21 protein-coding genes are annotated in these 23299 nt (G+C 64.6%); 12 read left to right on the forward strand and 9 right to left on the reverse strand.

Annotation, left to right across the window (positions count from 1 at the left end; genetic code table 11):
* Positions 1-26: 26 nt before the first annotated feature.
* From ASD75_RS19585 to ASD75_RS19600, 4 genes are all read right to left on the reverse strand, one after another.
* Positions 27-1421: an alpha/beta fold hydrolase gene (locus ASD75_RS19585; protein WP_056747472.1), complete on the reverse strand. Its 1395-nt coding sequence runs from the start codon at positions 1419-1421 to the stop codon at positions 27-29.
* An 88-nt stretch (positions 1422-1509) separates the two neighbouring features.
* Positions 1510-2625 (reverse strand): acyl-CoA dehydrogenase family protein, encoded by a 1116-nt coding sequence (locus ASD75_RS19590; RefSeq protein ID WP_056747473.1) that lies wholly within the window; start codon positions 2623-2625, stop codon positions 1510-1512.
* 12 nt (positions 2626-2637) lie between these two features.
* Entirely contained in the window at positions 2638-3819 is a 1182-nt protein-coding gene (locus tag ASD75_RS19595; RefSeq protein ID WP_008905006.1) for an acyl-CoA dehydrogenase family protein, read from the reverse strand.
* 45 nt (positions 3820-3864) lie between these two features.
* Complete coding sequence (locus tag ASD75_RS19600; RefSeq protein ID WP_056747474.1) at positions 3865-4575, reverse strand: YceH family protein; 711 nt, start codon at positions 4573-4575, stop codon at positions 3865-3867.
* A gap of 283 nt (positions 4576-4858) precedes the next feature.
* Here ASD75_RS19600 and purN point away from each other — a divergent pair, with 283 nt between their 5' ends.
* Positions 4859-5440: a phosphoribosylglycinamide formyltransferase gene (gene purN / locus ASD75_RS19605; protein ID WP_056747475.1), complete on the forward strand. Its 582-nt coding sequence runs from the start codon at positions 4859-4861 to the stop codon at positions 5438-5440.
* 267 nt (positions 5441-5707) lie between these two features.
* On the opposite strand, the gene xopAW is transcribed toward purN, so the two are convergent.
* Entirely contained in the window at positions 5708-6706 is a 999-nt protein-coding gene (gene xopAW / locus ASD75_RS19610; protein ID WP_056747476.1) for a XopAW family type III secretion system calcium-binding effector, read from the reverse strand.
* Between the two features lie 240 nt (positions 6707-6946).
* Between xopAW and ASD75_RS19615 the strand changes: the two genes are divergently transcribed.
* Together ASD75_RS19615 and ASD75_RS19620 are read left to right on the forward strand one after the other, a co-directional pair.
* Positions 6947-7675, forward strand: coding sequence for a response regulator (locus ASD75_RS19615; RefSeq protein ID WP_056061026.1), 729 nt, complete (start codon positions 6947-6949; stop codon positions 7673-7675).
* A gap of 41 nt (positions 7676-7716) precedes the next feature.
* Positions 7717-8787: an ATP-binding protein gene (locus tag ASD75_RS19620; protein WP_056747743.1), complete on the forward strand. Its 1071-nt coding sequence runs from the start codon at positions 7717-7719 to the stop codon at positions 8785-8787.
* A gap of 3 nt (positions 8788-8790) precedes the next feature.
* Here ASD75_RS19620 and ASD75_RS19625 read toward each other — a convergent pair whose 3' ends face one another.
* Positions 8791-9045, reverse strand: a complete 255-nt coding sequence (locus ASD75_RS19625; protein ID WP_056747477.1) for a DUF1653 domain-containing protein — start codon at positions 9043-9045, stop codon at positions 8791-8793.
* 66 nt (positions 9046-9111) lie between these two features.
* On the opposite strand from ASD75_RS19625, the gene ASD75_RS19630 reads away from it, so the two are divergent.
* From ASD75_RS19630 to ASD75_RS19640, 3 genes are all read left to right on the forward strand, one after another.
* The gene (locus ASD75_RS19630) at positions 9112-10965 is read left to right on the forward strand and encodes a M48 family metalloprotease (RefSeq protein WP_056747478.1); all 1854 of its coding nucleotides are present in this window, start codon (positions 9112-9114) and stop codon (positions 10963-10965) included.
* A gap of 104 nt (positions 10966-11069) precedes the next feature.
* Entirely contained in the window at positions 11070-12344 is a 1275-nt protein-coding gene (locus tag ASD75_RS19635; RefSeq protein ID WP_056747479.1) for an RsmB/NOP family class I SAM-dependent RNA methyltransferase, read from the forward strand.
* 140 nt (positions 12345-12484) lie between these two features.
* Entirely contained in the window at positions 12485-13699 is a 1215-nt protein-coding gene (locus tag ASD75_RS19640) for a fatty acid desaturase (RefSeq protein WP_056061039.1), read from the forward strand.
* Positions 13700-13954: 255 nt separating this feature from the next.
* Here the strand turns inward: ASD75_RS19640 and rpmG are convergent, their stop codons facing one another.
* The 3 genes from rpmG to trxB all read right to left on the reverse strand — a co-directional run bounded on the left by rpmG (position 13955) and on the right by trxB (position 15505).
* Complete coding sequence (gene rpmG / locus ASD75_RS19645; protein WP_008904999.1) at positions 13955-14125, reverse strand: 50S ribosomal protein L33; 171 nt, start codon at positions 14123-14125, stop codon at positions 13955-13957.
* 11 nt (positions 14126-14136) lie between these two features.
* Positions 14137-14370: a 50S ribosomal protein L28 gene (gene rpmB / locus ASD75_RS19650; protein WP_010463481.1), complete on the reverse strand. Its 234-nt coding sequence runs from the start codon at positions 14368-14370 to the stop codon at positions 14137-14139.
* A gap of 181 nt (positions 14371-14551) precedes the next feature.
* The gene (gene trxB / locus ASD75_RS19655) at positions 14552-15505 is read right to left on the reverse strand and encodes a thioredoxin-disulfide reductase (RefSeq protein WP_056061042.1); all 954 of its coding nucleotides are present in this window, start codon (positions 15503-15505) and stop codon (positions 14552-14554) included.
* Between the two features lie 186 nt (positions 15506-15691).
* Between trxB and ASD75_RS19660 the strand changes: the two genes are divergently transcribed.
* The 6 genes from ASD75_RS19660 to ASD75_RS19685 all read left to right on the forward strand — a co-directional run bounded on the left by ASD75_RS19660 (position 15692) and on the right by ASD75_RS19685 (position 23292).
* The gene (locus ASD75_RS19660; RefSeq protein WP_056061043.1) at positions 15692-16369 is read left to right on the forward strand and encodes a Crp/Fnr family transcriptional regulator; all 678 of its coding nucleotides are present in this window, start codon (positions 15692-15694) and stop codon (positions 16367-16369) included.
* A gap of 73 nt (positions 16370-16442) precedes the next feature.
* Positions 16443-18779 (forward strand): DNA translocase FtsK, encoded by a 2337-nt coding sequence (locus tag ASD75_RS19665; protein WP_056747480.1) that lies wholly within the window; start codon positions 16443-16445, stop codon positions 18777-18779.
* A gap of 44 nt (positions 18780-18823) precedes the next feature.
* Positions 18824-19456 carry an outer membrane lipoprotein chaperone LolA gene (lolA, locus tag ASD75_RS19670; protein ID WP_056747481.1) on the forward strand — a complete coding sequence of 211 codons (633 nt, stop codon included), beginning with the start codon at positions 18824-18826 and terminating at the stop codon, positions 19454-19456.
* Positions 19457-19552: 96 nt separating this feature from the next.
* Positions 19553-20908 (forward strand): replication-associated recombination protein A, encoded by a 1356-nt coding sequence (locus ASD75_RS19675; protein ID WP_056747482.1) that lies wholly within the window; start codon positions 19553-19555, stop codon positions 20906-20908.
* Between the two features lie 364 nt (positions 20909-21272).
* Positions 21273-22202, forward strand: a complete 930-nt coding sequence (locus ASD75_RS19680) for a branched-chain amino acid ABC transporter permease (protein ID WP_056061051.1) — start codon at positions 21273-21275, stop codon at positions 22200-22202.
* A gap of 13 nt (positions 22203-22215) precedes the next feature.
* Positions 22216-23292: an ABC transporter ATP-binding protein gene (locus ASD75_RS19685; RefSeq protein ID WP_056061055.1), complete on the forward strand. Its 1077-nt coding sequence runs from the start codon at positions 22216-22218 to the stop codon at positions 23290-23292.
* Positions 23293-23299 lie beyond the last annotated feature (7 nt).

Raw genomic sequence — 23299 nt, forward strand, 5'->3', positions numbered from 1 at the left:
CAGCCCCTGCGGGCTGCTTTTTGCTTTTATTGGCTGACTTCCAGCATGACGACGTGGCCTTGCGCGGCAGGCCATGTTTGCCCCACGACGCGCTCGCCATTGAATTCGGCGGCAATACTGCGCACGCCCCCCGCGGGCTTGACCTTGGCAGATGCCACGCCGGCGCCAGCGGGCACGCCCGCAGGCACTGCACCATCCAGCAGCATCTTGTCGCGCGCCGGGTCCAGGTAGCCGCGCGGGCGGGTCAAGGTCACAACGCTCTCGGCGCCCTTGTCGGCATCGGCCATGCGTTCTGCGCGCAGATGGATGAGGTCACTACTACGCGGAAAGCCGCTGCGGTAGATGTGGGTGGTGGCATATCCAGGCGCGGTGATTACGAACTCGATGGGTGCGCCGGGTGAAACCGTCAGCGGACCCCATTGGCCGTCTGCACCCACTGTCTTTCGCAGCAGCGGGTTGCCCGTGCGTGCACCAGTGGCGGAGTCGGTGGCGTACACCTCCAGCTGGGCACCCGCCAGGGGCAGGTTGTTGCTGAAGTTGCCGGTCTTGGGGTCGGCAGAGTCCACCCCCAGGCCCGTGACTTTGCCGTTGATCACTACGGATTTCTCCGCGGCGATCTCGGTGCGTGCGGGGGCCTTGCCGGTGATGAAGCGGTAGGTGGCTTCAAACGCAATGGGGGAGTACGAAGTCTCGCGGTGGTCGATGCGCGGAATCACCACGTTGGCAGCGCCCTTGAGCTCGGGCCCTGCGGCGGTCACGTTGGTGGGCGTGCCTTTCTGGCCGATCCACAGGCCGTCGGGCTGGGCGAACTTGTCGTTGTTGTCCGAGCGGATGGTCAGCCATTTCACCGGGCCGCTCACTTCGTCGCCCGCAGCGTTCTTGGGGGCATTCAGCGCTCTGAGGAAGGGGCCTGTGCCCGAGAACTCGTTGCCTTCACGGAACCCCGGTATCGCCCACACGCCGTGGTTGGGTGTGCCGCCGAGGATCGCGTGGCTCACCGTCTTGTCGCCGTCCCCGTTGTAGATGTAGTTGCGGATGGCATTGCCGCCGCGCGAGTTGCCGACCAGCACGACCTGGCGGGCGCCTGTGGCTTTGAGCACCTTGTCCACTTCGGCCTTGAGGTAGGCCATGTGTTCTGCTGCCGAGGTGCGGCCCGGCTGGGGCTTGGCGTCCTCATCGCGCGACAGGGGGTAAGGCACGTCGATGGCGTGCAGTCGCTCGCGGGGCCAGCCGTTGGACTCGAACCGCCAGACGGTGGTCTGCCACAGCGCGGCGGTGTCGCCGTTGCCATGCACAAAGACGATGGGCGGTGCTTCTGCCAGGCTGGGGTTCTGGGTGGCGCAGCCTGCCAGCGCCAGGCCGGCAGCCGCAGCGGCTGCCAGCAAGAGGGATCGGCGTGGCAACAGGAATGCGTGATTCATGGGGGAGTCTCCAAAAAGAAAAAATGCCCGTGGACTGGGGAATCCACGAGCATCGTTTGCGGGTGTTACGCGCCTGCGTCAGTTCACATCAGGCAAACACGCCTGCAGTGTCTTGCATGCGGGCGGACACTTCGCCCAGATGGTGCAGCGTGTCGCCAAAGGCCACTTCCAGCTGGGTGAGCTTCTTGAAATAGTGGCTCACGATGTACTCGTCCGTCACGCCGATGCCACCATGCAGTTGCACGGCCTGCTGGCCCACAAAACGCATCGATTGACCCAGTTGCACCTTGGCGCGCGCCATGGCGGCGCGGCGCTCTGCGGCAGGGGCGCCCAGCTTGAGGCTGGCGTAATAGCTCATCGAGCGGGCCAGTTCCAGCTGCATCTTCATGTCGGCCACGCGGTGGCGCAGCGCCTGGAAGCTGGCAATGAACACGCCAAACTGCTTGCGCTGGTTCATGTATTCGACGGTGATGGCCACGGTCTTGTCCATCACGCCCACGGCTTCGGCGCAGGTGGCGGCGATGCCGGTGTCCACGGCCAGTTCCAGCGCGGCCAGGCCATCGGTGGTGATGAGCATGGCGGGGGCGTTGGTGAACTTCACCTCGGCGGCGCGGCTGCCGTCTTGTGTGACGTAGCCTTGGGTGGTCACGCCAGTGGCGGTGCGCTCGACCAGGAAGAGGGCGGTCTTGCCGTCCAGTTGGGCAGGCACGATGAACGCATCGGCCTTGTCGCCGGCAGCTACTACGCTTTTGATAGCTGTCAGCGCATATCCATCTTGCGCTGGGGCCGCTTTTGCCTCGCAAACATCCAGGCGGTATCGCGCCTTGCGCTCCTGCTGGGCCAGTACCACCAGGGCTTCACCACTGGCCACGCGGGGCAGCCAGGCCGATTGCACGTTGGCCGGTGCGTAGTGCGACAGCACGCTGCTGGCCATGAAGGCTTGAGCGATGGGCTCCAGAACGATGCCACGGCCCAGTTCCTCGGCCACCACCATGGCGTCGATCGCGCCCTGGCCCATGCCGTCGTGGGCTTCGGGCACGGTGAGGGCCGTCAGGCCCAGCTCGGCCAGTTCGTTCCAGGCGGCGCGGTCAAAACCACCGGCGGCCACGGCGGCGCGGCGGCGCTCGAACGTGTAGCCCTTGTCCACCCACTTGCGCACGGCGTCGCGCAGTTGTTCCTGGTCGTCAGAAAAATCGAAATCCATGTTCTTGTCTCCTTAGCCCAGAACCGTCTGCGCGACGATGTTGCGTTGAACTTCATTGCTGCCACCGTAGATGGTGGTTTTGCGCAGGTTGAAGTAGGTGGACGCCAGCGGCGCGTTGGCAGTGACGCCGCCGGGGAAGTTGCCCTGCCAGCCAGCTTCCATGGCCTCTTCGATGAAGGGCATGGCAAAGGGGCCTGCGGCCAGCATCATCAGCTCGGCGTAGCGCTGCTGGATCTCGCTGCCCTTGATCTTGAGCAGACCCGCGATGTCGAGCGAGTTCTTGCCCGACTTCTCGGCCGACAGCACGCGCAGCACCAGCATTTCCAGCGCGACGATGTCCACTTCGAGCAGTGCGATCTGGTCGCGGAAGCGCAGGTCATCCCACACGCCTTCGGTCTTGGCGATGCGCTTCAAGCGCTCCAGCTCGCGCTTGCTGCGGTTCACGTCGGCGATGTTGGTGCGCTCGTGGCTCAGCAGGTGCTTGGCGTAGGTCCAGCCCTTGTTCTCTTCGCCGATCAGGTTTTCGGCAGGCACTTCGACGTTGTCGAAGAACACTTCGTTCACCTCGCATTCGCCGTCCAGCAGCTTGATGGGGCGCACGGTGACGCCCTTGGACTTCATGTCGAGCAGCAGGAAGGAGATGCCGGTCTGGGGCTTGCCCTCGGTGCTGGTGCGCACCAGGTTGAACATCCAGTCGCCATGCTGGCCCAGGGTGGTCCAGGTCTTTTGGCCGTTGACGATGTACTTGTCACCCACGCGCTCGGCGCGGGTCTTGACGCTGGCCAGGTCCGAACCCGATCCTGGTTCGCTGTAGCCCTGGCTCCACCAGACTTCGCCGCTGGCGATGCCAGGCAAAAAGCGCTTTTGCTGCTCGGCGTTGCCAAACGCCATGATCACCGGGGCCACCATCACCGGGCCAAACGGCACGATACGGGGCGCACCGGCCAGGGCGCATTCTTCTTCAAACAGGTGCTTTTGCACGGCCGTCCAGCCGGGGCCGCCAAACTCCTTGGGCCAGCCGAAGCCCAGCCAGCCTTTCTTGCCCAGGATCTTGGCCCAGCCCTGCAGATCGTCGCGGGTCAGGCGCAGGGCGTTGTGGACCTTGTGCGAAATTTCTTTCGGTAGATTAGCTTGAACCCAGGCGCGAATTTCTTCGCGGAACGCCTGTTCTTCGGGGGTGAATGCGAGATCCATCGGTTTGTCTCCAAGTGATCCGCATTTGTAGCACGGTCGTTCGTTTTAGTCCTGTCCGGGTGGCGACATCGGCGCGGAGTCTGGGGAAATGCCCAGTTCTGTACACAGCCGCTGCACCGTGGTGCGCAGGTTGGCCACCTCGGTCTCCAGTGCGTCCACCCGCGCTTGCAGTGCGGCAGACGTGCCGGTGCTGCCACCGCCGCCACTGCTGGGGGCTGACACACCGGCGCTGGTGTCTACAGGTCCACACATCAGATGCGCCCAACGCTGCTCGCGGGCACCCGGCGCGCGGGGCAACTGCACGACCAGCGGGCCGCCCTTTTCGGCGCTGCGCTCCTGCAGCTCGTCCAGAAAAGCTTCGACCGACGAAATGTCGGCAAAGCGGTACCAGCGCTCGGCGTTGATGCGCAGTTCACCCGCCGTCTGCGGGCCGCGCAGCATCAGCAGGCCCAGCAGCACGGCCGACTGCTCGGGCACGCCCACGCCGCGCTGAAAGTTGTGTTCCCAGCGTGTGGTGCGGTTGCCGCTGCTCTCAAACGCCAGCGTCAGCAGCTTGAGCGAATCCAGGGCTTCCTGCGCATCGGCGTCACTCAGGTTCATCACCGGGTCGCGGCTGGTTTTCTGGTTGCAGCCGGTGACCAGGCCGTTGAGCGACATGGGGTAGCTGTCGGGCACGGTGCGGGCCTTCTCCATCAGCGTGGCGAGCACGCGGGCTTCGTGGGGGGTGAGGGGGCGGGTGGCGGGATCGAAGGGCATGAGGAGGCTGTCGGGCTTGGGGTTGGCGCTGCGTTGTGCGACAGAGTATGCAGGCTAGGCGCCCAGCGCAAGCTGCACTGGCTGTGCAGCGAGCATGGGCAACGCCGCCTGCGTGCTCTGTCGCACAACCCTTCGGGCCGCCGCCTGGGGCCGCCATGCTGCGTTGCGGGTTCGTTGTGTGGCTGGGCCACACGGCCTCACCCGCGCCTTGCCTGGCACCCCCAGGCGGTGGCGCAGAGCCAACCCCATGCTCGACAGCCTCCTAGATAATCCGTGGCAATTTATGAAGAACATCGTCATTTTGATCTCTGGCGGCGGCTCGAACATGGCCACCATCGTCCGCACCGCACAACAGGAGCACTGGGAGCAGCGCTACGGCGCCCGCGTCGCGGCCGTCATCAGCAACAAGCCCGATGCCGCCGGGCTGGTGTTTGCGCGCGAGCAGGGCATCGCTGCCGAGGCGCTGGACCACAAGGCCTTTGCCAGCCGCGAGGCTTTTGATGCCGAGCTGGCGGCCACCATCGACCGCCACCAGCCTGCCCTGGTGGTGCTGGCGGGGTTCATGCGCATCCTGACGCCAGGGTTTGTGGCGCACTACGCCGGGCGGCTCATCAATATCCACCCTTCGCTGTTGCCGGCCTTTACCGGCCTGCACACGCACCAGCGCGCCATCGACGCGGGCTGCAAGTTTGCGGGCGTGACGGTGCACCAGGTGACGGCCGAGCTGGATGTGGGCCCCATCCTGGACCAGGCCGTGGTACCGGTGCTGCCGGGCGACACCGCCGAGACGCTGGCCGCCCGGGTGCTGACCCAGGAGCATGTGATCTACCCCCGCGCCGTGCGGGCGCTGGTGCGCTCCCTGTAGGGTGTGAGGTCGGGGCGAGGCAGGCCGGGCGCGTGGGGTGCCCACCGCTCCCACCTTGACAGGGTTGGTGCTACTAAATTTATAGCTATCAAGGCATGATGCACTAGCGCATCTGGCCGATTTGGATCAGATTTCGTGTCCCAGGGCCCATCCACCAGCCCCGGGGCCGGTTTCTGGCTCGCACAGCTCGTCAACTGACGGGCGAATCGCACTGTGCGGCCAGAAATCAGGGCGCCCGGAGAGCGCCGCCGGGTCGTTCACACCTTGTCAGGCCACGGCGCTCAGACTGCTGGTGTTCGATGCCGTGCGCCAGTCGCTGGCGGCGCGTTCGTACTGCTGCCGCGCAAAGTCGGCCAGCCGCGCCAGGTCGTTGCGGCCGGTGGACTCGGTGCTGGTGGTGGACTGCACCTGGCTGGTCAGCTGGTCGATGAACGCCTTCGACTCGCTGGCGCTGATGCTGGCATCGCCGTCGGTGTCGATGGCGTTGAACAGCGCGGTGATGGCGTCCTGCTCGGCTGTGCTGGTTCCGCCCGCCAGGCGCTCGGCGGCGGAGACCTTGCCATTCTCGTTGGTGTCCAGGGGGTCGTAGCTGGTCGCCGAGCTGCTGTCGGATGCGGCGCCAGCGCCACCTGCGCCCCTCGGACCACCCGGAGGCGGTGGCATGCCGCCCATGGCCTGCATGCCATCGGCACCCGCGCCGGGGCCTGAGGGGCGGCCCGCATCGAACTCGGCCTGCGTCAGGCTGCCATCACCGTCGGTATCCAGCTGGCTGAACACGTCGTCGCTGCTCACGCCGGTCTGGCTGGCGGTGCCGCCGGACATGGCCTCCAGCAGGGCCTGCAGCTCGGTCTTGCTCACGGCGCCATCGCCGTCGCTGTCCACTTTGCCAAACAGGTCGTCACCCGCCTGGCCGGTGGCGCTGGTGGCCGAACTGCTGCCTTCGCCACCGCGCGACTGGGCAAACGCCATGGTGGAAGGAGGCGGTGGCAGCACGCTTTGCAGAGTCTTGCCCAGCTCGTCGGCGTTCAGGCTGCCGTCGCCGTTGGCGTCGTATTGCTTCACCAGGTCGGCCGCGCTGGTCTGGCTGCTGACGCCGGTTTTCTTCGCCACGTCGTCCAGCAGGCCCTGCAATTCGGTGTCGCTCACGCCGCCGCTACCGTCGGTATCGATCTTGGACAGCAGCCGCTCCGGCGAAGGCCCCGGGCGCGATGCCCGCTGCACGCTCGCACTGGACCAGGCACTGCTGACGCTACTGATGGTCGTCATCGTTGTTCCTTTCGTTCCAAAGGTGGACCGGTGCCGGGCCCTCCACTGCGGAAGCCCTCAGCCATGGCCCGATCCCATTCTTGGGTGCGCGTGTCTCCAGGGTTTGTCCGCTTTGTACCAAGGCCGATACAAAGAGCAGATGCAAGGCATGAACAGAGGGGCAAAGGCCCGCCAGATTGCCCCGCGCAGGGTGCGAAGCCTCCCTAAACTTGGTGCGTTCTTTTGTGCCTGTGCCTGCCCATGCAACACATCCTGGTGGTGGACGACGATGTCGAGATCACCACACTCCTCACCGACTACCTGACCCGCTTTGGCTATGCCGCCCACGCGGCCTGTGACGCGCAGACGATGCGCGCCCAGATGGCCGCCCAGCCCATCGGCCTGGTGGTGCTGGATGTGATGCTGCCCGGCACCGACGGGATCACGCTGGCAAGGGAGCTGCGTGAGCGCTCACGGGTGCCCATCATCATGCTCACCGCGCGCGCCAACCCGTATGACTGCGTGCTGGGGCTGGAGATGGGCGCGGACGATTACATGGGCAAACCCTTCGAGCCGCGTGAGCTGGTAGCCCGCATCCAGACCGTGCTGCGCCGCACGCGCGGCGCCGAGGCACCTGTGCGGCAAGGGCCTGATGAAGTGGTGCGGTTTGATGGCTGGACGCTGCACAGCCTGGAGCGGCATCTGGTGTCGCCCGGGGGCATGGTGGTGCCCTTGTCGAATGCCGAGTTCCGTTTGCTGTGCACCTTTTTGCGCATGCCGCGCCGCGTTTTCAGCCGCGACCAGCTCATGGAGCAGGCCCGCGGCCGGGCCATGGATGCATTCGAGCGCAGCATCGACCTGCTGGTGTCACGCCTGCGCAGCAAGCTTGCGGACGACCCGCGGTCGCCTTCCATGATCCGCACCGTGCGCGGTGCCGGGTATCTGTTCAACGTGCAGTCGCTGCAAGGGCAGGTAGGGTGGCCCCACTGACGCCCACGCAATCGCAGCTGCGCGCTGCAGTCCAGCGCTGCATGCCTGACACCCTGTTTGGCCGGCTCGCTCTGCTGCTCATCGCCGCCGTCATCGTGAGCCATGTGCTGGCGCTGACGCTGATGTTCGAGCTGCGCCCTGCCCATCCAGGCCACCCGCCTGGCCCGCCGCCGCACGCATCGGCGGCCGATGGGCGCCCATTGCCGCCGCCGGGGCCCGCACCGGGCTTGTGGAACGCACCACCGTCGCTGCAGCTGGGCCTGTTGCTGGACATCAGTGTGCGCCTGGCCGCATTGGTGGCTGCAGCTTGGTGGGCTGCGCGCTGGCTGTCGCGCCCCATGCGCCGGCTGGCCACGGCCGCGCAGGAGCTGGGGCGCGACATCCACCGCACCCCGTTGCCCGAGGACGGCACGCTGGAATGCCGCGACGCCAGCCGTGTGTTCAACCAGATGCAGGCGCGCATCCGCCAGCAACTGGCCGAGCGCGACCGCTTTGTGGCGGCCGTGTCGCACGACTTGCGCACGCCCCTGACGCGGCTGCGGCTGCGCACCGAAAGCCTGTGCGACGCCCAGGCGCAGCAGCTGTTTCGGCGCGACATTGCCGAAATGGACGCCATGATTGCCTCCACGCTGGATTACCTGCGCGGCGTGGCGGGTGAGGAGGCTTGGGTGCATCTGGATGTGCAGGCCCTGGTGGACAGCATGGCGGACGACCAGGTGGCGATGGGCCACGCAGTCACCGTGGCGGGGCAGGCTGCCCCCTTGCGCGTGCAGGCCGTGGCACTGCGGCGTTGCCTGGACAACCTGGTGGGCAATGCCGTGCGCTACGGCGGCAGTGCCGAGGTCACGCTGCGCGATGCGGCAGACGCCCTGACCATCGAGGTGCGTGACCGCGGCCCGGGCCTGCCGCCCGAGGAGCTGGACCGGGTCTTGGAGCCCTTCTACCGTGTGGAGGCCTCGCGCAATCGCCAGAGCGGCGGGGTGGGGCTGGGGCTCACCATCGCCAGCGACATCGTGCGGCGCCACGGTGGCCGACTGGCGCTGCGCAATGCACCGGGCGGTGGGCTGGTGGTGGCCGCGGTGTTTCCGCGCGCTGTCGCCGGATATCAGTAGGGCTCAGGCGGCGGGAGCTTCGCCCTCCCATTTTTCAAACCGGGGGCGCAGCACGCCATCGATGAGCACTTGCTCCTCAAACATGGCGGCCGGCCGCACCCACAGGCCGCGCTGGCCATAAAGCGCGCGGTACAGCGTCATGGGCTCCAGCGTCTCGCTGTGGCGCACGGTGTCGATCACTTCATAGAGCATGCCCTTGTAGTGGCGGTACAGGCCGGGTGGCGTGCGGATGAGCTCGGGCAGGTCGTCGTCGGTCATGGTGTTGCGGTGGCGTGAATGGTTAGGATGGCGGCTGAAAAAAATCAACCAGAGTGAGGGACGCCCGTGGATCAGGCAGATTTTGTGCACATGGTGCGCATGAGCGAGCATGCCAGCGCCGAGAACAGTCGCGCGTACCGCCGCAGTGTGGCTGCGTTTGCCGCCCTGGGTTATGCATGGGTGCTGGGGTGTATGGCACTGGCCGTGGGTATTTTGCTGTGGGTGGTGCCCCAGTTGCTGCTGGGGCGCTTTCGTTTCGCGATGCTGTGGGCCCTGCTGGGTGCCGGAGGTCTGCTGTGGGTGAGCCTGCGTGCGCTGTGGGTGCGGTTTGATGAGCCCCAGGGCGTGGAGATCACAGCGCTGGATGCACCCGACCTGTTTGAAGCGCTGGCGCGCATCCGCCGCAAGATCAAGGGCCCCCCCATCCACAAGGTCACGCTGACCGACGAGTTCAATGCCAGCATCCAGCAACTGCCGCGTTTTGGGCTGCTGGGCGGCGCCGTCAATCACCTGAGCATTGGCCTGCCCCTGTTGATGGCGCTCGACCGGCCGCGATTCCTGGCGGTGCTGGCGCACGAGTACGGCCACCTGCGGGGCGACCATGGCCGCTTTGCGGCCTGGATCTACCGCACGCGCCTGTCGTGGATGCGCCTGAACCACAGCCTGGCCGACGATGAAGGCCCGGTCGCTGCCGCCACCCAGCTGTTCATGCGCTGGTACTTTCCGCGTTTCTCTGCCAAGACCTTTGCGCTGGCCCGCCAGGATGAATACGAAGCCGACCGGATCGCTGGCAAGCTGCTGGGCCGCGACGTGACCGCTGCGGCCCTCGCCGAGATCGAGATCCGGGGCGCGTGGCTGCAGGCAGAGTTCTGGGGCAGCCACTGGTGTGCCGCGGCGGGCAGTCCGTTGCCGGTGGGGCCTTACCGCAGCATGCGCCGTGCCCTGGCCAAGGCCCCCGATGCAGCCTTTGCCAACGACGCCTTGCGCCAGGCGCTCAAGCGCTTGAGCAATCTGGACGACACCCACCCCGGCCTGCGCGACCGCATCGAGGCACTGGATGCCACGCCCACGCTGCCTGACTGGTCGCGCGGCAACGCTTTGGCCCTGTTGGGACCGGATGCCAAGCGCTGGGTGGCACATTTCGACAAGCAATGGTGCCGCGACAATGCCAGCGAATGGAAGCAGCACCACGCCTGGCTGGGGCGCGTGCGCGCACGCGCCGAGGCCCTGGGTGCATCGACGGCACAGAGCAGTGCGGCCGACCTGGTGGAACTGGCCCGCCTCAAGCGCCACCTGGACCCGCATGCCGATGTGCGCGCCCTGTACGAGCTGGCACTGCAGCGCAGCCCCGAATACCCTTCTGCGCTGCGTGGACTGGTGCCTTGCCTGGCGGACGATGATCGGGAGGGCAAGCTCCAGCTGCTGCACCGGCTGTGGGAAACAGGTAGCAGCGACCGCTACTGGGCCGCGCGCACGGCATTGGCCGAGCTGGAGACCCCACGCCTGGGGCTGGACCACGATGCAGCCGCCTTCAAGCAGTGGCGCAAGCGGCTGGAACGCGCGCAAGAATCCGAAGAGAGGGCCTGGGAAGAGCTGTCGGGCACCTCGTTCTTCAGCCAGATCGTGCGGCACGACCTCAGCTCCTTCGAGCTGGCCGAACTGCAATCCGAACTGGCCCGCTGCGCTCCTCTGGCCCGCTGCTGGCTGGTGCGCAAGAACCTGCGCGAGTACCCCCAGCGCAGGGCCTACCTGGTGTTTGTCGAGCTGCCGGGCATGGACGATGAAAGCCGTTACCACCTGTGCCGCGCGCTGGAGCGTAACCTGAGCCTGCCCGGCCCCGCGCTGGTGCTGTGGGCGGGCGAGTCACCGACGCTGCAGCAGATCGAGCGCTCGGCGTTCGAGCCGATCTATACCCGTTGACGCCCAGGCCGCGCATGGAGCGACTTGGCCGTTGAGGTTTGGCTCCCGCGTTGGACGGGTGGGGGCGATGTCGCCAGGTTGGCCGGGAATGGGACAATCGCAGGATGCATCCCAAAGTTCTTCTCGACTCCTGCGCCGAACTGGTCAGGCTCACCCTCACGTTTGAACACCCCGCCGACGCGGTGGTGTCGCGTTTCTTCCGCGACAACCGGGGCCTGGGGCCGCGCGAGCGCGCCACGCTGGCTGAAACGGTTTACACCGTTCTGCGCAAGAAGCTCCTGTTTGACCACATGGCCCCGTCAGGCTCGGGTCCCAAGGAGCGCCGCCTGGCCATCCTGGGTTTCTATGGCCCGCGCGATTTCCTCAAGAGTGCGTTGACCGACCAGGAGAAAAACTGGCTGGACCAGTGTGATGCGGTCACGGTCGATGACCTGATGGAGCGCCATCGCCACAACCTGCCCGAATGGATGGTCAAGCCCCTGAAGGACCAGCTGGGCGATGGCTTCTGGCCGCTGGTGGAAAGTCTGGCCCAGAGCGCCCCCCTGGATTTGCGCGTCAATGCCCTCAAGGACAAGCGCGCCGATGTGCAAAAGGAGCTGGCCAAAGCTGGCATCAAGGCGCATCCCACACCGTATTCACCCTGGGGCCTGCGCATTGACGACAAGCCCGCGCTGACCAAGCTCGATGCCTTCACGCGGGGCGTCATCGAGGTACAGGACGAGGGCTCACAGCTGCTGGCCCTGCTGCTCGACGCCAAGCGTGGCGAGATGGTGGTGGACTTCTGCGCTGGCGCGGGGGGCAAGACGCTGGCCATTGGCGCGAGCATGCGCAGCACTGGGCGGCTGTACGCTTTTGACGTGTCAGCTCACCGCTTGGATGCGCTCAAACCGCGCCTGGCCCGCAGCGGCCTGTCGAACGTGCACCCCGCCGCCATCGCCCACGAGCGCGACGACCGCGTCAAGCGCCTGGCAGGTAAGATCGACCGCGTCCTCGTGGACGCGCCTTGCTCGGGCCTGGGCACCCTGCGGCGCAACCCCGACCTCAAATGGCGCCAGTCGCCCAAGGCCATCGATGAGCTGGTGGCCAAGCAGACGGCCATCCTGGACAGCGCAGCCCGCCTGCTTAAGCCGGGCGGCCGTCTGGTGTACGCCACCTGCAGCATCCTGCCGCAAGAAAACGAGGCCATTGCCGAGGCCTTCAGCGCTACACACCCCGACTTCCAGCTGCTGGATGCAGGTGAACTGCTGGAGCAGCTCAAGGTCGAGGGGGCCAAGGGTTTGTGCAGCGGGGGGGCATCGGGCAGTGGTTATTTGCGCTTATGGCCCCATCTGCATCAGACCGACGGGTTTTTTGCCGCCATCTGGGCCAAAAAGGACTGAAACGCTGGAGGCAGGGCTCTAAACACCCTAAACCAGCGTAAATACTGTGGATTCCCCTGATCCGTTCAGAAACGGGCCCTCTAAAATTAATGACCTGTTTCGTTGGTGAGCGGGTTCTCTGTAGTAAGGTTTTTGTGAATATGCTGTTACCCGACTGGGCTGTACTGAACGCCGCCATTGACTGGCTGGGAAATGGGTTGTGGAACCTGTCCTGGTGGCAGATCGTGTTGTACACCCTTGCCACGACCCACATCACCATTGCGGCGGTCACGATCTTCCTGCACCGCGCGCAGGCACACCGCGCGCTGGATCTGCATGCCATCCCCTCGCATTTCTTCCGCTTCTGGCTGTGGATTGGTACCGGCATGGTGACCAAGGAATGGGTGGCCATCCACCGCAAGCACCACGCCAAGTGTGAAACCGTGGATGACCCCCACAGCCCCCAGACCCGCGGGCTGGACACGGTGATGTGGCGCGGCGCCGAGCTGTACCGCGCCGAGTCCAAGAACATGGAAACCATCAAGAAGTTCGGCCACGGCACCCCCGATGACTGGATGGAGCGCAATGTGTACACCCGCTACGGCTGGCAAGGCGTGGGCCTCATGCTCATTCTGAACCTGGCCCTGTTTGGCGCCCTGGGCGCTGCGGTGTGGGCGGTGCAGATGCTCTGGATTCCGTTCTGGGCAGCAGGGGTGGTCAATGGTGTGGGCCACTACTGGGGCTACCGCAACTTTGAGGCGCAGGACGCCAGCACCAACCTGTCGCCCTGGGGCATCATCATTGGCGGCGAAGAGCTGCACAACAACCACCACACCTACCCCACGTCGGCCAAGTTCTCGGTCAAGCCGTATGAATTTGACATTGGCTGGGTGTACATCAGCCTCATGAAGAAAATCGGCTGGGCCACTGTGAAGAAGGTGCCACCCAAGTTGCAACTGGGCGATGTCAAGCCGGTGGCTGATGAAAAGACGCTGGAGGCCTTGATCGCCAACCGCTATGAAGTGATGGCGGGCTATGCGCGCGGTGTGCGCAAGGCGTGCAAGGATGAGATTGCCGCGCTGCAGGCCCGTCAGGCCGATGTATCGGTGCTCAAGGCCGCCAAGCGCTGGCTGCATCGCGATGCCGAGAAGGTGCCGGCGGGGGCCTTGCCCCAGCTGGCTCAGGCCCGCGCTGCGCATCCGGCCCTGGACAAGATGGTGACCATGCGCGAAGAACTGCGTCAGCTGTGGCTCAATACATCGCAATCCCGTGAGCAACTCACTGCCGACTTGCAGGCCTGGTGCCGTCGTGCCGAGGAGAGCGGTATTGCCACTCTGCGCGAGTTCTCCATCAGTCTGCGCGCTGCACGGGCCTGATGTAATGCCTTGGTGGCGCTGTCGGTCGTACCACTGACCCCGGCGCACCTCCCCATATACCGCTGCAGGGCTTTGTGCCTTCAGCGGTTTTTTGTTGGCTGTGGACCTGCTGGCGCTCGCAGTTGGTGGGGAACAAGTCGTCGATGGCGGAAGGCGGTGCTGTAGTCATCGGGCTGCATGCATGGATTGCAGCCATGAAAAAAGCCGCCGGGCTGAATGCCGGGCGGCTTTTCGAATGACAAGAAAGAGACTGAATTACTTCAGCTTCATTTCCTTGTATTCCACATGCTTGCGAGCCTTGGGATCAAATTTCATGATCAGCATCTTCTCGGGCATGGTCTTCTTGTTCTTGGTCGTGGTGTAGAAGTGACCGGTACCCGCAGTGGATTCCAGCTTGATCTTGTCGCGTCCGCCTTTGCTTGCCATGGTGCTACTCCTTAAGCCTGGCCACGGGCACGCAGGTCTGCGAGCACCGAGTCGATACCGTTCTTGTCGATCAAACGCAGGGCAGCGCTCGAAACACGCAGGCGCACCCAACGGTTTTCGGTCTCGACCCAGAAACGGCGGTATTGCAGGTTCGGCAGGAACCGGCGCTTGGTTTTGTTGTTGGCGTGGGAAACATTGTTCCCCGTCATGGGCTTCTTGCCCGTTACGTCGCAGACGCGTGCCATGAGGACACTCCGATACTGATTAACGGCCGTTCGCTGAGCCCTGGGCTGTGTGCCCAGGTTGGCTTGCGGCCTCACCTCGCCAGAAAGGGTGGCGGTAACCCGATTTGCCTGTTTCGGAGGACCGCAAAAACGGGCCGAACTCAGCAAAGCCGCAGATTATAACCTGCAGCTCATTTTTTCATCAAGACTCTTGTTCGAGGAAGCGCTGGGCGTCCAGCGCGGCCATGCAGCCGGTGCCCGCGCTGGTGATGGCCTGACGGTACACATGGTCCTGCACGTCGCCTGCGGCAAACACGCCGGGCACGCTGGTCTGTGTGGCAAAACCCTTGAGCCCACCCTGGGTGATGATGTATCCGTTTTCCATCTCCAACTGGCCCTGGAAGATCTCGGTGTTGGGCGCGTGGCCGATGGCGATGAAACAACCTTGCAGCTTGATGTCTTCCGTGCTGCCGTCCTTCGTGCTCTTGATGCGGATACCTGTCACGCCCGTGTTGTCGCCCAGCACCTCGTCCAGAGTGTGGAACAGCTTAAGCTCAATCTTGCCCGCTGCCACTTTCTCGTTGAGCTTGTCCACCAGAATAGGTTCGGCCTTGAACTTGTCGCGGCGGTGCACCAGGGTGACCTTGCGGGCGATGTTCGACAGGTACAGCGCTTCCTCCACCGCCGTATTGCCGCCACCGACCACGCAGACATCCTGCTCGCGGTAGAAGAAGCCGTCACAGGTCGCGCAGCCGGACACGCCCTTGCCCATGAAGGCTTCTTCCGAAGGCAGGCCCAGGTATTTGGCCGATGCGCCAGTGGCCAGAATCAATGCGTCGCAGGTGTAGGTACCGCTGTCGCCGGTGAGTGTGAAGGGCCGCTTGCTGAAATCGACCTTGTTGATGTGGTCGAAGATGATCTGGGTCTTGAAGCGCTCTGCGTGCTCCAGAAAACGCTGCATCAGCTCCGGTCCCTGCACGCCGTGCACGTCGGCAGGCCAGTTGTCCACCTCGGTGGTGGTCATCAGCTGGCCACCCTGGGCCATGCCGGTGATCAGCACCGGGTTCAGGTTGGCACGGGCGGCATAAACCGCTGCGGTGTAGCCCGCAGGGCCCGAGCCGAGGATCAGAACTTTCGCGTGTTGGGTGGTGGACATGGTAAAAGCCTGTGTTTTGCGCCCGCTACATGGGGCGCTGTTGGGAAAGCTGGGGGTTGAGCCGCCGAGTATCAACCGGCGTCCGCTCGCGAGAGTGGCCCCGTTTTCAATCACGGTGATTGTAAGAACCCATTGATAACCCGTTGCGGCTCCGGTTGGGTCGCACCCCTGAAAGGAGATGTTTGCATGTCCACGATGTTGTCCAACCTCGACCTGCTGCGCCGGGTACCTTTGTTTTCGCTGCTGACGGTGGCGCAGGCCGAGGTGATCAGCGGCGCAGTGATCAAGCGCCGCTTCAAGCGGGGCGAGGCGCTGGTGGAGCAGGGGCAAAAGTCCAATGCCCTGTTCATCCTGCTCACAGGGCGCGCCCGGGTCATGACCTCGGACAGCCGGGGGCGTGAGGTGATTCTGGCCACCCTCGCCCAGGGCGACTACCTGGGCGAGATGAGCATCATCGACAACGAACCCCACTCGGCCACGGTGCGTGCCGAGGTGCAGACCGACGTGCTGATGCTGGGGCGTGCGGAGTTTGCACGTTGCCTCACCGAGAACGCGTCCATGTCGCTGGTGGTGATGCGCGGGCTGGTCAAGCGCCTGCGCCATGCTGATCGCAAGATTGAGTCACTCGCGTTACTGGATGTGTACGGCCGTGTGGCCCATGCCTTGCTGGACTTTGCGGTGCCCGATGCGCAGGGGCAGCTGCTGATCAAGGACAAAATCTCCCGCCAGGACCTGGCCAAGATGGTCGGAGCTTCCCGCGAAATGGTCAGCCGCGTGATGAAAGACCTGGAGGAGCGCGGCTTCATCGAGGCGCTGCCCAGCGGGGCTACCCTGCTCAAGGACCGGCTGAACGCGCTGGGCTGAAATCCGGGGGGCGGACCCTGCGCCGGGTGGTGCGCCCAGCGCAACGCATGGGGTAAGCTCACCCCGCACGTTTATGACCTATTCCCTCAATACCCTGAATGCATCGGCGGCGGCCAAGTCGCCGCCCCGCACGGGCGCCGCCCGTTTTGGCCACGAAATTGCCCTGGTGGTGGGCTTGCTGGCCCTGGTTTTCTGGCTGCTGGCGCTGGTCAGCTATTCAGCGCAGGATGCGGCCTGGTCCACCTCGGGTGCCCGCGACGCGCGCTCCGTTGCCAATTGGGCGGGGCGCTTTGGCGCCTGGCTGGCCGATGGCAGCTACTTTGCGCTGGGGTTTTCAGTGTGGTGGTGCGTGGCGGCTGGCGTGCGAGCTTGGCTGTCGTCGCTGGCGCGCTGGATGCGCGGAGGCGAAGTGGTGGCAGGCGCCGCCAGCCCTCTGGTGCGCCGGGCCACGTTCTGGGGTGGACTGGTGGTGCTGATGTGTTCCAGCACGGCGCTGGAATGGTCGCGTTTGTACCGGTTTGAATCGTTCCTGCCTGGGCATGCGGGTGGCGTGCTGGGGTACCTGGTGGGGCCAGCTGGCGTGAAGTGGCTGGGATTTACGGGCTCCGGCTTGTTGGCGATCGTGCTGGCGGTGGCGGGGGCGGCTCTGGTGTTCCGCTTCTCGTGGGGCCATGTGGCGGAGTTACTCGGAGGGCGCCTTGATGCGCTGGTACAGGCGCGCCTGGCAAAACGCGAGGTGGCCAAGGACGTCGCCGTGGGCCGCAAGGCGGCCCGCGAGCGCGAAGTGGTGGTGTTGGAGGAGCGCACCGAAAGCGAGGTGCACCACCCCGAGCCCGTGCAAATCATCGAGCCGATTCTGGTGGATGTGCCACAGAGCACCCGTGTGGTGAAAGAGCGCCAGAAGCCCCTGTTCACCGAGATGCCGGACAGCAAGCTGCCGCTGGTGGACCTGCTGGACGGCCCTCTGCAGCGCCAGGAAACCGTGGCCCCCGAGACGCTGGAGATGACCAGCCGGCTCATCGAGAAAAAACTCAAGGACTTTGGCGTGGAAGTGCGCGTGGTCGCGGCCATGCCCGGCCCGGTGATCACACGCTACGAGATCGAACCCGCCACGGGCGTGAAGGGTTCGCAGATCGTGGGGCTGGCCAAGGACCTGGCGCGCTCGCTCAGCCTCGTGTCGATCCGCGTGGTGGAGACCATTCCCGGCAAGAACTACATGGCGCTGGAACTGCCCAACGCCAAGCGGCAGTCTATCCGCCTGTCCGAAATCCTGGGATCGCAGGTTTACCACGAGGCCAAGAGCATGCTCACCATGGGCCTGGGCAAGGACATCGTGGGCAACCCGGTGGTGGCCGACCTGGCCAAGATGCCGCACGTGCTGGTGGCGGGTACCACGGGCTCGGGCAAGTCGGTGGGGATCAACGCGATGATCCTCTCGCTGCTGTACAAGGCCGAGGCGCGCGATGTGCGTCTGTTGATGATCGACCCCAAGATGCTGGAAATGTCGGTCTACGAAGGCATTCCGCACCTGCTGGCGCCCGTGGTCACCGACATGAAGCAGGCGGCCCATGGCCTGAACTGGTGCGTGGCCGAGATGGAACGCCGCTACAAGCTCATGTCCAAGCTGGGCGTTCGCAACCTGGCGGGCTACAACACCAAGATCGACGAGGCCAAGGCCAAGGAAGAGTTCATCTACAACCCCTTCAGCCTCACACCCGAGGAGCCAGAGCCACTGCAGCGCCTGCCGCACATCGTGGTCATCATCGACGAGCTGGCCGACCTGATGATGGTCGTGGGCAAGAAGATCGAAGAACTGATCGCCCGCCTGGCGCAAAAGGCGCGCGCGGCCGGCATCCACTTGATCCTGGCCACCCAGCGCCCCAGCGTGGATGTGATCACCGGCCTGATCAAGGCCAACATCCCCACCCGCATCGCGTTCTCGGTGGGCTCCAAGATCGACAGCCGCACCATCCTCGACCAGATGGGTGCCGAGGCGTTGCTGGGCATGGGCGACATGCTCTACATGGCCAGCGGCACTGGCCTGCCGATCCGGGTGCATGGCGCCTTCGTGTCGGACGAAGAAGTACACCGTGTCGTCAGTTACCTCAAGGAACAAGGGGAGCCGGACTACATAGAAGGCGTGCTCGAAGGTGGAACTGTGGATGGCGAGGGTGATCTGTCAGGGGAGGGCGGTGGCGGCGAAGGGGGCGAGAAGGACCCCATGTACGACCAGGCCGTCGAAGTGGTGCTCAAAGACCGCAAGGCCAGCATCTCTTACGTGCAGCGCAAGCTGCGCATTGGCTACAACCGCTCGGCGCGGCTGCTGGAAGACATGGAGAAGGCTGGACTCGTCAGTGGCCTGACCACCAGCGGCCAGCGTGAAGTGCTGGTACCCAACCGCAGCGAATGATCGGCCGGACCACAAGGCCGGACCCTACCCCACAGGAGTTTCTGTTGAAAAAGATCGCTACTGCAATTTTGATAGCTGCTGCGGCAAGCATGGCTAGCGCTGACGGGCTGAAAAGCCTGGAATCCTTCATGAAGGGCACGCAGACGGGCAAGGCCGACTTCACCCAGACTGTGACCTCGCCCCCCAAGGACGGCCAGACCGCGCGCACCAAGACATCGAGCGGCAGCTTTGAGTTCCAGCGCCCCGGGCGCTTCAAGTTCGTCTACAAAAAACCTTTTGAGCAGACCATCGTGGCTGACGGCCAGACTTTGTGGCTGTACGACCTGGACCTGAACCAGGTCACGCAGCGCTCGCAGTCCCAGGCGCTGGGCAGCACGCCCGCTGCGCTGCTGGCGTCCGCGCCGGACCTGTCGGCGCTGAAGGCCGAGTTCACGCTGGAGGCCTCGCCGGATGCGGATGGCCTGCAGTGGGTGCTGGCCAGCCCCAGGACCAAGGACGGCCAGCTCAAGAGCGTGCGTGTGGGCTTTGCGGGCGAGCAGCTGGCGGCCCTGGACATTCTGGACAGCTTTGGCCAGCGCTCGCTGATTCGCTTTACCGGTATGCAGGCCAATGCGGCGCTGCCTGCCAGCACGTTCCAGTTCAAGCCTCCGGCAGGGGCTGATGTGGTGAAGCAGTAGTTTCTGCTCTCGAAACAATAGCTGCCAACGCATGATTTTTGGGCGCTAGAAGCCAAATTGGCTTGAAAATCAGCGTACTGTAGACAGGATACGAACATGGCAGCACGCGGTGCCTCCGCCCCTTCTCCGGCACACCCCTCCACCCACCAGCCCCTGGCAGAACGTCTGCGGCCCCGCACGCTGGGCGAGGTGATTGGGCAGCAGCACGTGCTGGGCCCGGGCATGCCGCTGCGCCTGGCCTTCGAGTCAGGCCGGCCGCACAGCTGCATCCTGTGGGGCCCACCTGGAGTGGGCAAGACCACCATTGCGCGCCTGATGGCTGATGCGTTCGATGCGCAGTTCATCAGCATCAGCGCCGTGTTGGGCGGGGTCAAGGATATTCGCGAGGCGGTGGACCAGGCCCAGGCCGCGCGCGATGGGTTGATGCAGCAGCGCACCATCGTGTTTGTGGACGAGGTGCACCGCTTCAACAAGAGTCAGCAAGACGCGTTCTTGCCACACGTTGAATCAGGCCTGTTCACCTTCATTGGCGCCACCACCGAGAACCCTTCGTTTGAGGTGAATTCCGCGCTGCTGTCGCGAGCGGCGGTCTACCTGCTGCAGCCGCTGTCTGAGCAAGATTTGAAGCAGATTGTGGCCCTGGCGCAGGAGGAAGATGCGCTGCCTGCTATCGAAGGTGTAGCAATCGACCGCCTGGTGGCCTATGCCGATGGCGACGCGCGCCGCCTGCTCAACACGCTCGAAACCCTGGCCATGGCGGCTGCGCAGGAGAAGCTTTCCGAGATCACCGATGCCTGGCTGCTCAAGGTGCTGGGCGAGCGCATGCGCCGCTACGACAAGGGCGGCGAGCAGTTCTACGACACCATCAGCGCGTTGCACAAATCGGTGCGTGGCTCTGACCCCGACGCTGCGTTGTACTGGCTGGTGCGCATGCTCGACGGCGGTGCTGACCCCCGCTACATGGCGCGCCGGCTGGTGCGCATGGCAGCCGAGGACGTGGGCCTGGCCGACCCGCGCGCTTTGCGCCTGGCACTGGACGCGAGCGAGGTGTACGAGCGCCTGGGCAGCCCTGAGGGCGAGCTGGCGCTGGCCGAATGCGTGGTGTACCTGGCGGTGGCGCCCAAGTCCAACGCGGTCTACAAGGCCTACAACGCGGCGCGGGCCTGGGTCAAACAGGATGGCACACGCCCGGTGCCCATGCACCTGCGCAATGCGCCCACCAAGTTGATGAAAGAGCTCGACTACGGCAAGGGCTACCGCTACGCCCACGACGAAGAGGGTGGCTTTGCGGCGGGGGAGAGCTACCTGCCCGAAGGCATGCCAGAGCCCGGCTTCTACCAGCCCGTGGAGCGGGGTCTCGAAATCAAGATTGCCCTGAAGCTGCGTGAGCTGCGCGAACGCAATGCCGCAGCAGCCACTCCCGGCCTTCAGGATTCAGACACCGCCTCCTGATCGCGAGGGGTGGGGCTGGTCGGTGGGGCGAGGTGGCCGCGCATGTCCTGCGGCAGTCCCAAGGTGCTGCGCAGCCTGCTTTATGCCGATTCTGCATGATCAAGGTAATAAGTTTGCACATCAATTATCTTGCGTGCATCAAAATTCCTTATGCAGTGCGTGGCGCGCTGATGTGACCAAAACCCGAGGGAAAACCCCGCCCGGCTTGGATTGGGGCGGTTGTGACTACTCGCTACAATCCCGTCCACAAACCCGCACAGCTGCATTCCTGGCGGGTTTTTTGCTAGATGGCAGTCGGGCTCACAAGGCTGTACCGATTCCGGTGCCAAAGCGGTGGGTACGTCACAAACGAAGGACTTCTCTTATGGACATTTTGCTGCAACAGATCATCAACGGTCTGGTACTCGGCAGCATGTACGCCTTGATAGCCTTGGGCTACACGATGGTGTACGGCATTATTCAACTCATCAATTTCGCCCATGGCGAGGTGCTCATGATCGGCGCCCTCACCAGCTGGAGCTGTATTGGAATGATGCAGGCTGCCATGCCCGGCGCGCCGGGTTGGGTCATCCTGCTGCTGGCCACGCTCATCGCCTGCGTGGTCGCTGCCACGCTCAACTTCGTGATCGAAAAGGTGGCCTACAAGCCACTGCGCACCAGCCCCCGTCTTGCCCCCCTGATCACTGCCATCGGCATGTCGATCCTGCTGCAGACGCTGGCCATGATCATCTGGAAGCCCAACTACAAGCCCTATCCCACGCTGCTGCCCAGCACGCCGTTCCAGTTGGGTGGTGCCTACATCACTCCCACCCAGATCCTGATCCTGGGGGTGACGGCGGTGGCCCTGGCTTCCCTGGTCTATCTGGTCAACCACACCAACCTGGGCCGCGCCATGCGCGCCACGGCGGAGAACCCCCGCGTGGCCTCCCTGATGGGCGTGAAGCCCGACATGGTGATCTCGGCCACCTTCATCATCGGCGCCATCCTGGCGGCCATCGCCGGCATCATGTATGCCTCCAACTACGGCACGGCGCAGCACACCATGGGCTTCCTGCCGGGGCTCAAGGCCTTCACGGCGGCGGTGTTCGGCGGTATCGGTAACCTGGCCGGTGCGGTGGTGGGCGGCATCCTGCTGGGCCTCATCGAAGCCATCGGCTCCGGCTACATCGGCACGCTCACGGGCGGTTTGCTGGGCAGCCACTACACCGACATCTTTGCGTTCATCGTGCTCATCATCATCCTGACGCTGCGCCCCTCGGGCCTGCTGGGTGAGCGTGTGGCCGATCGCGCCTGAGGAGCCTCACACCATGAAGAACACCAAAACCAACTGGATCATCGGCGCCGTCGCGCTGCTGGTGCTGCCGCTGATCCTGCAATCCTTCGGCAACGCCTGGGTGCGTATCGCCGACCTGGCCCTGCTGTACGTGCTGCTGGCCCTGGGCCTGAACATCGTGGTGGGCTACGCCGGCCTGCTGGACCTGGGCTACGTGGCGTTCTACGCCGTGGGCGCCTACCTGTTTGCCTTGATGGCTTCGCCGCACCTGGCGGACAACTTTGCGGCGTTTGCCGCCATGTTTCCCAACGGGCTGCACACCTCGCTGTGGATCGTGATACCGGTGGCGGCGTTGTTAGCGGCGTTCTTTGGCGCCATGCTGGGGGCGCCCACGCTGAAGCTGCGCGGTGACTACCTGGCCATCGTGACGCTGGGCTTCGGCGAAATCATCCGCATCTTCCTGAACAACCTGGACCACCCGGTCAACCTGACCAACGGCCCCAAGGGCCTGGGCCAGATCGACTCGGTCAAGATCTTTGGCCTGGACCTGGGCAAGCGCCTGGAGGTGTTCGGTTTCGACATCAATTCCGTCACCCTGTACTACTACCTGTTCCTGACCCTGGTGGTGGTGTCCATCATCATCTGCTACCGCCTGCAGGACTCGCGCATCGGCCGCGCCTGGATGGCCATCCGTGAAGATGAAATCGCTGCCAAGGCGATGGGCATCAACACCCGCAACATGAAGCTGCTGGCCTTCGGCATGGGGGCTTCGTTCGGCGGCGTGTCGGGTGCGATGTTCGGTGCGTTCCAGGGCTTTGTGTCGCCCGAGTCGTTCAGCCTGATGGAGTCGGTCATGATCGTCGCCATGGTGGTGCTGGGCGGTATCGGCCACATTCCTGGCGTGATCCTGGGCGCCGTGCTGCTGTCGGCCCTGCCCGAAGTGCTGCGCTATGTGGCAGGCCCTCTGCAGGCCATGACGGACGGTCGCCTGGACTCCGCCATCCTGCGCCAGCTGCTGATCGCGCTGGCCATGATCATCATCATGCTGATGCGTCCCCGTGGTCTGTGGCCTGCGCCCGACCATGGCAAGAGCCTCACGCAGAAGACCTGAACACCGC

This window comes from Acidovorax sp. Root568, assembly GCF_001427445.1.
Classification (GTDB): domain Bacteria; phylum Pseudomonadota; class Gammaproteobacteria; order Burkholderiales; family Burkholderiaceae_C; genus Acidovorax; species Acidovorax delafieldii.

What these genes read in the sequence shown, in the direction of transcription:
- ASD75_RS19585 (WP_056747472.1), bottom strand. Translation starts at nt 1,421, where the DNA reads ATGAATCACGCATTCCTGTTGCCACGCCGATCCCTCTTGCTGGCAGCC.
- ASD75_RS19590 (WP_056747473.1), bottom strand. Translation starts at nt 2,625, where the DNA reads ATGGATTTCGATTTTTCTGACGACCAGGAACAACTGCGCGACGCCGTG.
- ASD75_RS19595 (WP_008905006.1), bottom strand. Translation starts at nt 3,819, where the DNA reads ATGGATCTCGCATTCACCCCCGAAGAACAGGCGTTCCGCGAAGAAATT.
- ASD75_RS19600 (WP_056747474.1), bottom strand. Translation starts at nt 4,575, where the DNA reads ATGCCCTTCGATCCCGCCACCCGCCCCCTCACCCCCCACGAAGCCCGC.
- purN (WP_056747475.1), top strand. Translation starts at nt 4,859, where the DNA reads ATGAAGAACATCGTCATTTTGATCTCTGGCGGCGGCTCGAACATGGCC.
- xopAW (WP_056747476.1), bottom strand. Translation starts at nt 6,706, where the DNA reads ATGACGACCATCAGTAGCGTCAGCAGTGCCTGGTCCAGTGCGAGCGTG.
- ASD75_RS19615 (WP_056061026.1), top strand. Translation starts at nt 6,947, where the DNA reads ATGCAACACATCCTGGTGGTGGACGACGATGTCGAGATCACCACACTC.
- ASD75_RS19620 (WP_056747743.1), top strand. Translation starts at nt 7,717, where the DNA reads ATGCCTGACACCCTGTTTGGCCGGCTCGCTCTGCTGCTCATCGCCGCC.
- ASD75_RS19625 (WP_056747477.1), bottom strand. Translation starts at nt 9,045, where the DNA reads ATGACCGACGACGACCTGCCCGAGCTCATCCGCACGCCACCCGGCCTG.
- ASD75_RS19635 (WP_056747479.1), top strand. Translation starts at nt 11,070, where the DNA reads ATGCATCCCAAAGTTCTTCTCGACTCCTGCGCCGAACTGGTCAGGCTC.
- ASD75_RS19640 (WP_056061039.1), top strand. Translation starts at nt 12,485, where the DNA reads ATGCTGTTACCCGACTGGGCTGTACTGAACGCCGCCATTGACTGGCTG.
- rpmG (WP_008904999.1), bottom strand. Translation starts at nt 14,125, where the DNA reads ATGGCAAGCAAAGGCGGACGCGACAAGATCAAGCTGGAATCCACTGCG.
- rpmB (WP_010463481.1), bottom strand. Translation starts at nt 14,370, where the DNA reads ATGGCACGCGTCTGCGACGTAACGGGCAAGAAGCCCATGACGGGGAAC.
- trxB (WP_056061042.1), bottom strand. Translation starts at nt 15,505, where the DNA reads ATGTCCACCACCCAACACGCGAAAGTTCTGATCCTCGGCTCGGGCCCT.
- ASD75_RS19660 (WP_056061043.1), top strand. Translation starts at nt 15,692, where the DNA reads ATGTCCACGATGTTGTCCAACCTCGACCTGCTGCGCCGGGTACCTTTG.
- ASD75_RS19665 (WP_056747480.1), top strand. Translation starts at nt 16,443, where the DNA reads ATGACCTATTCCCTCAATACCCTGAATGCATCGGCGGCGGCCAAGTCG.
- ASD75_RS19675 (WP_056747482.1), top strand. Translation starts at nt 19,553, where the DNA reads ATGGCAGCACGCGGTGCCTCCGCCCCTTCTCCGGCACACCCCTCCACC.
- ASD75_RS19680 (WP_056061051.1), top strand. Translation starts at nt 21,273, where the DNA reads ATGGACATTTTGCTGCAACAGATCATCAACGGTCTGGTACTCGGCAGC.
- ASD75_RS19685 (WP_056061055.1), top strand. Translation starts at nt 22,216, where the DNA reads ATGAAGAACACCAAAACCAACTGGATCATCGGCGCCGTCGCGCTGCTG.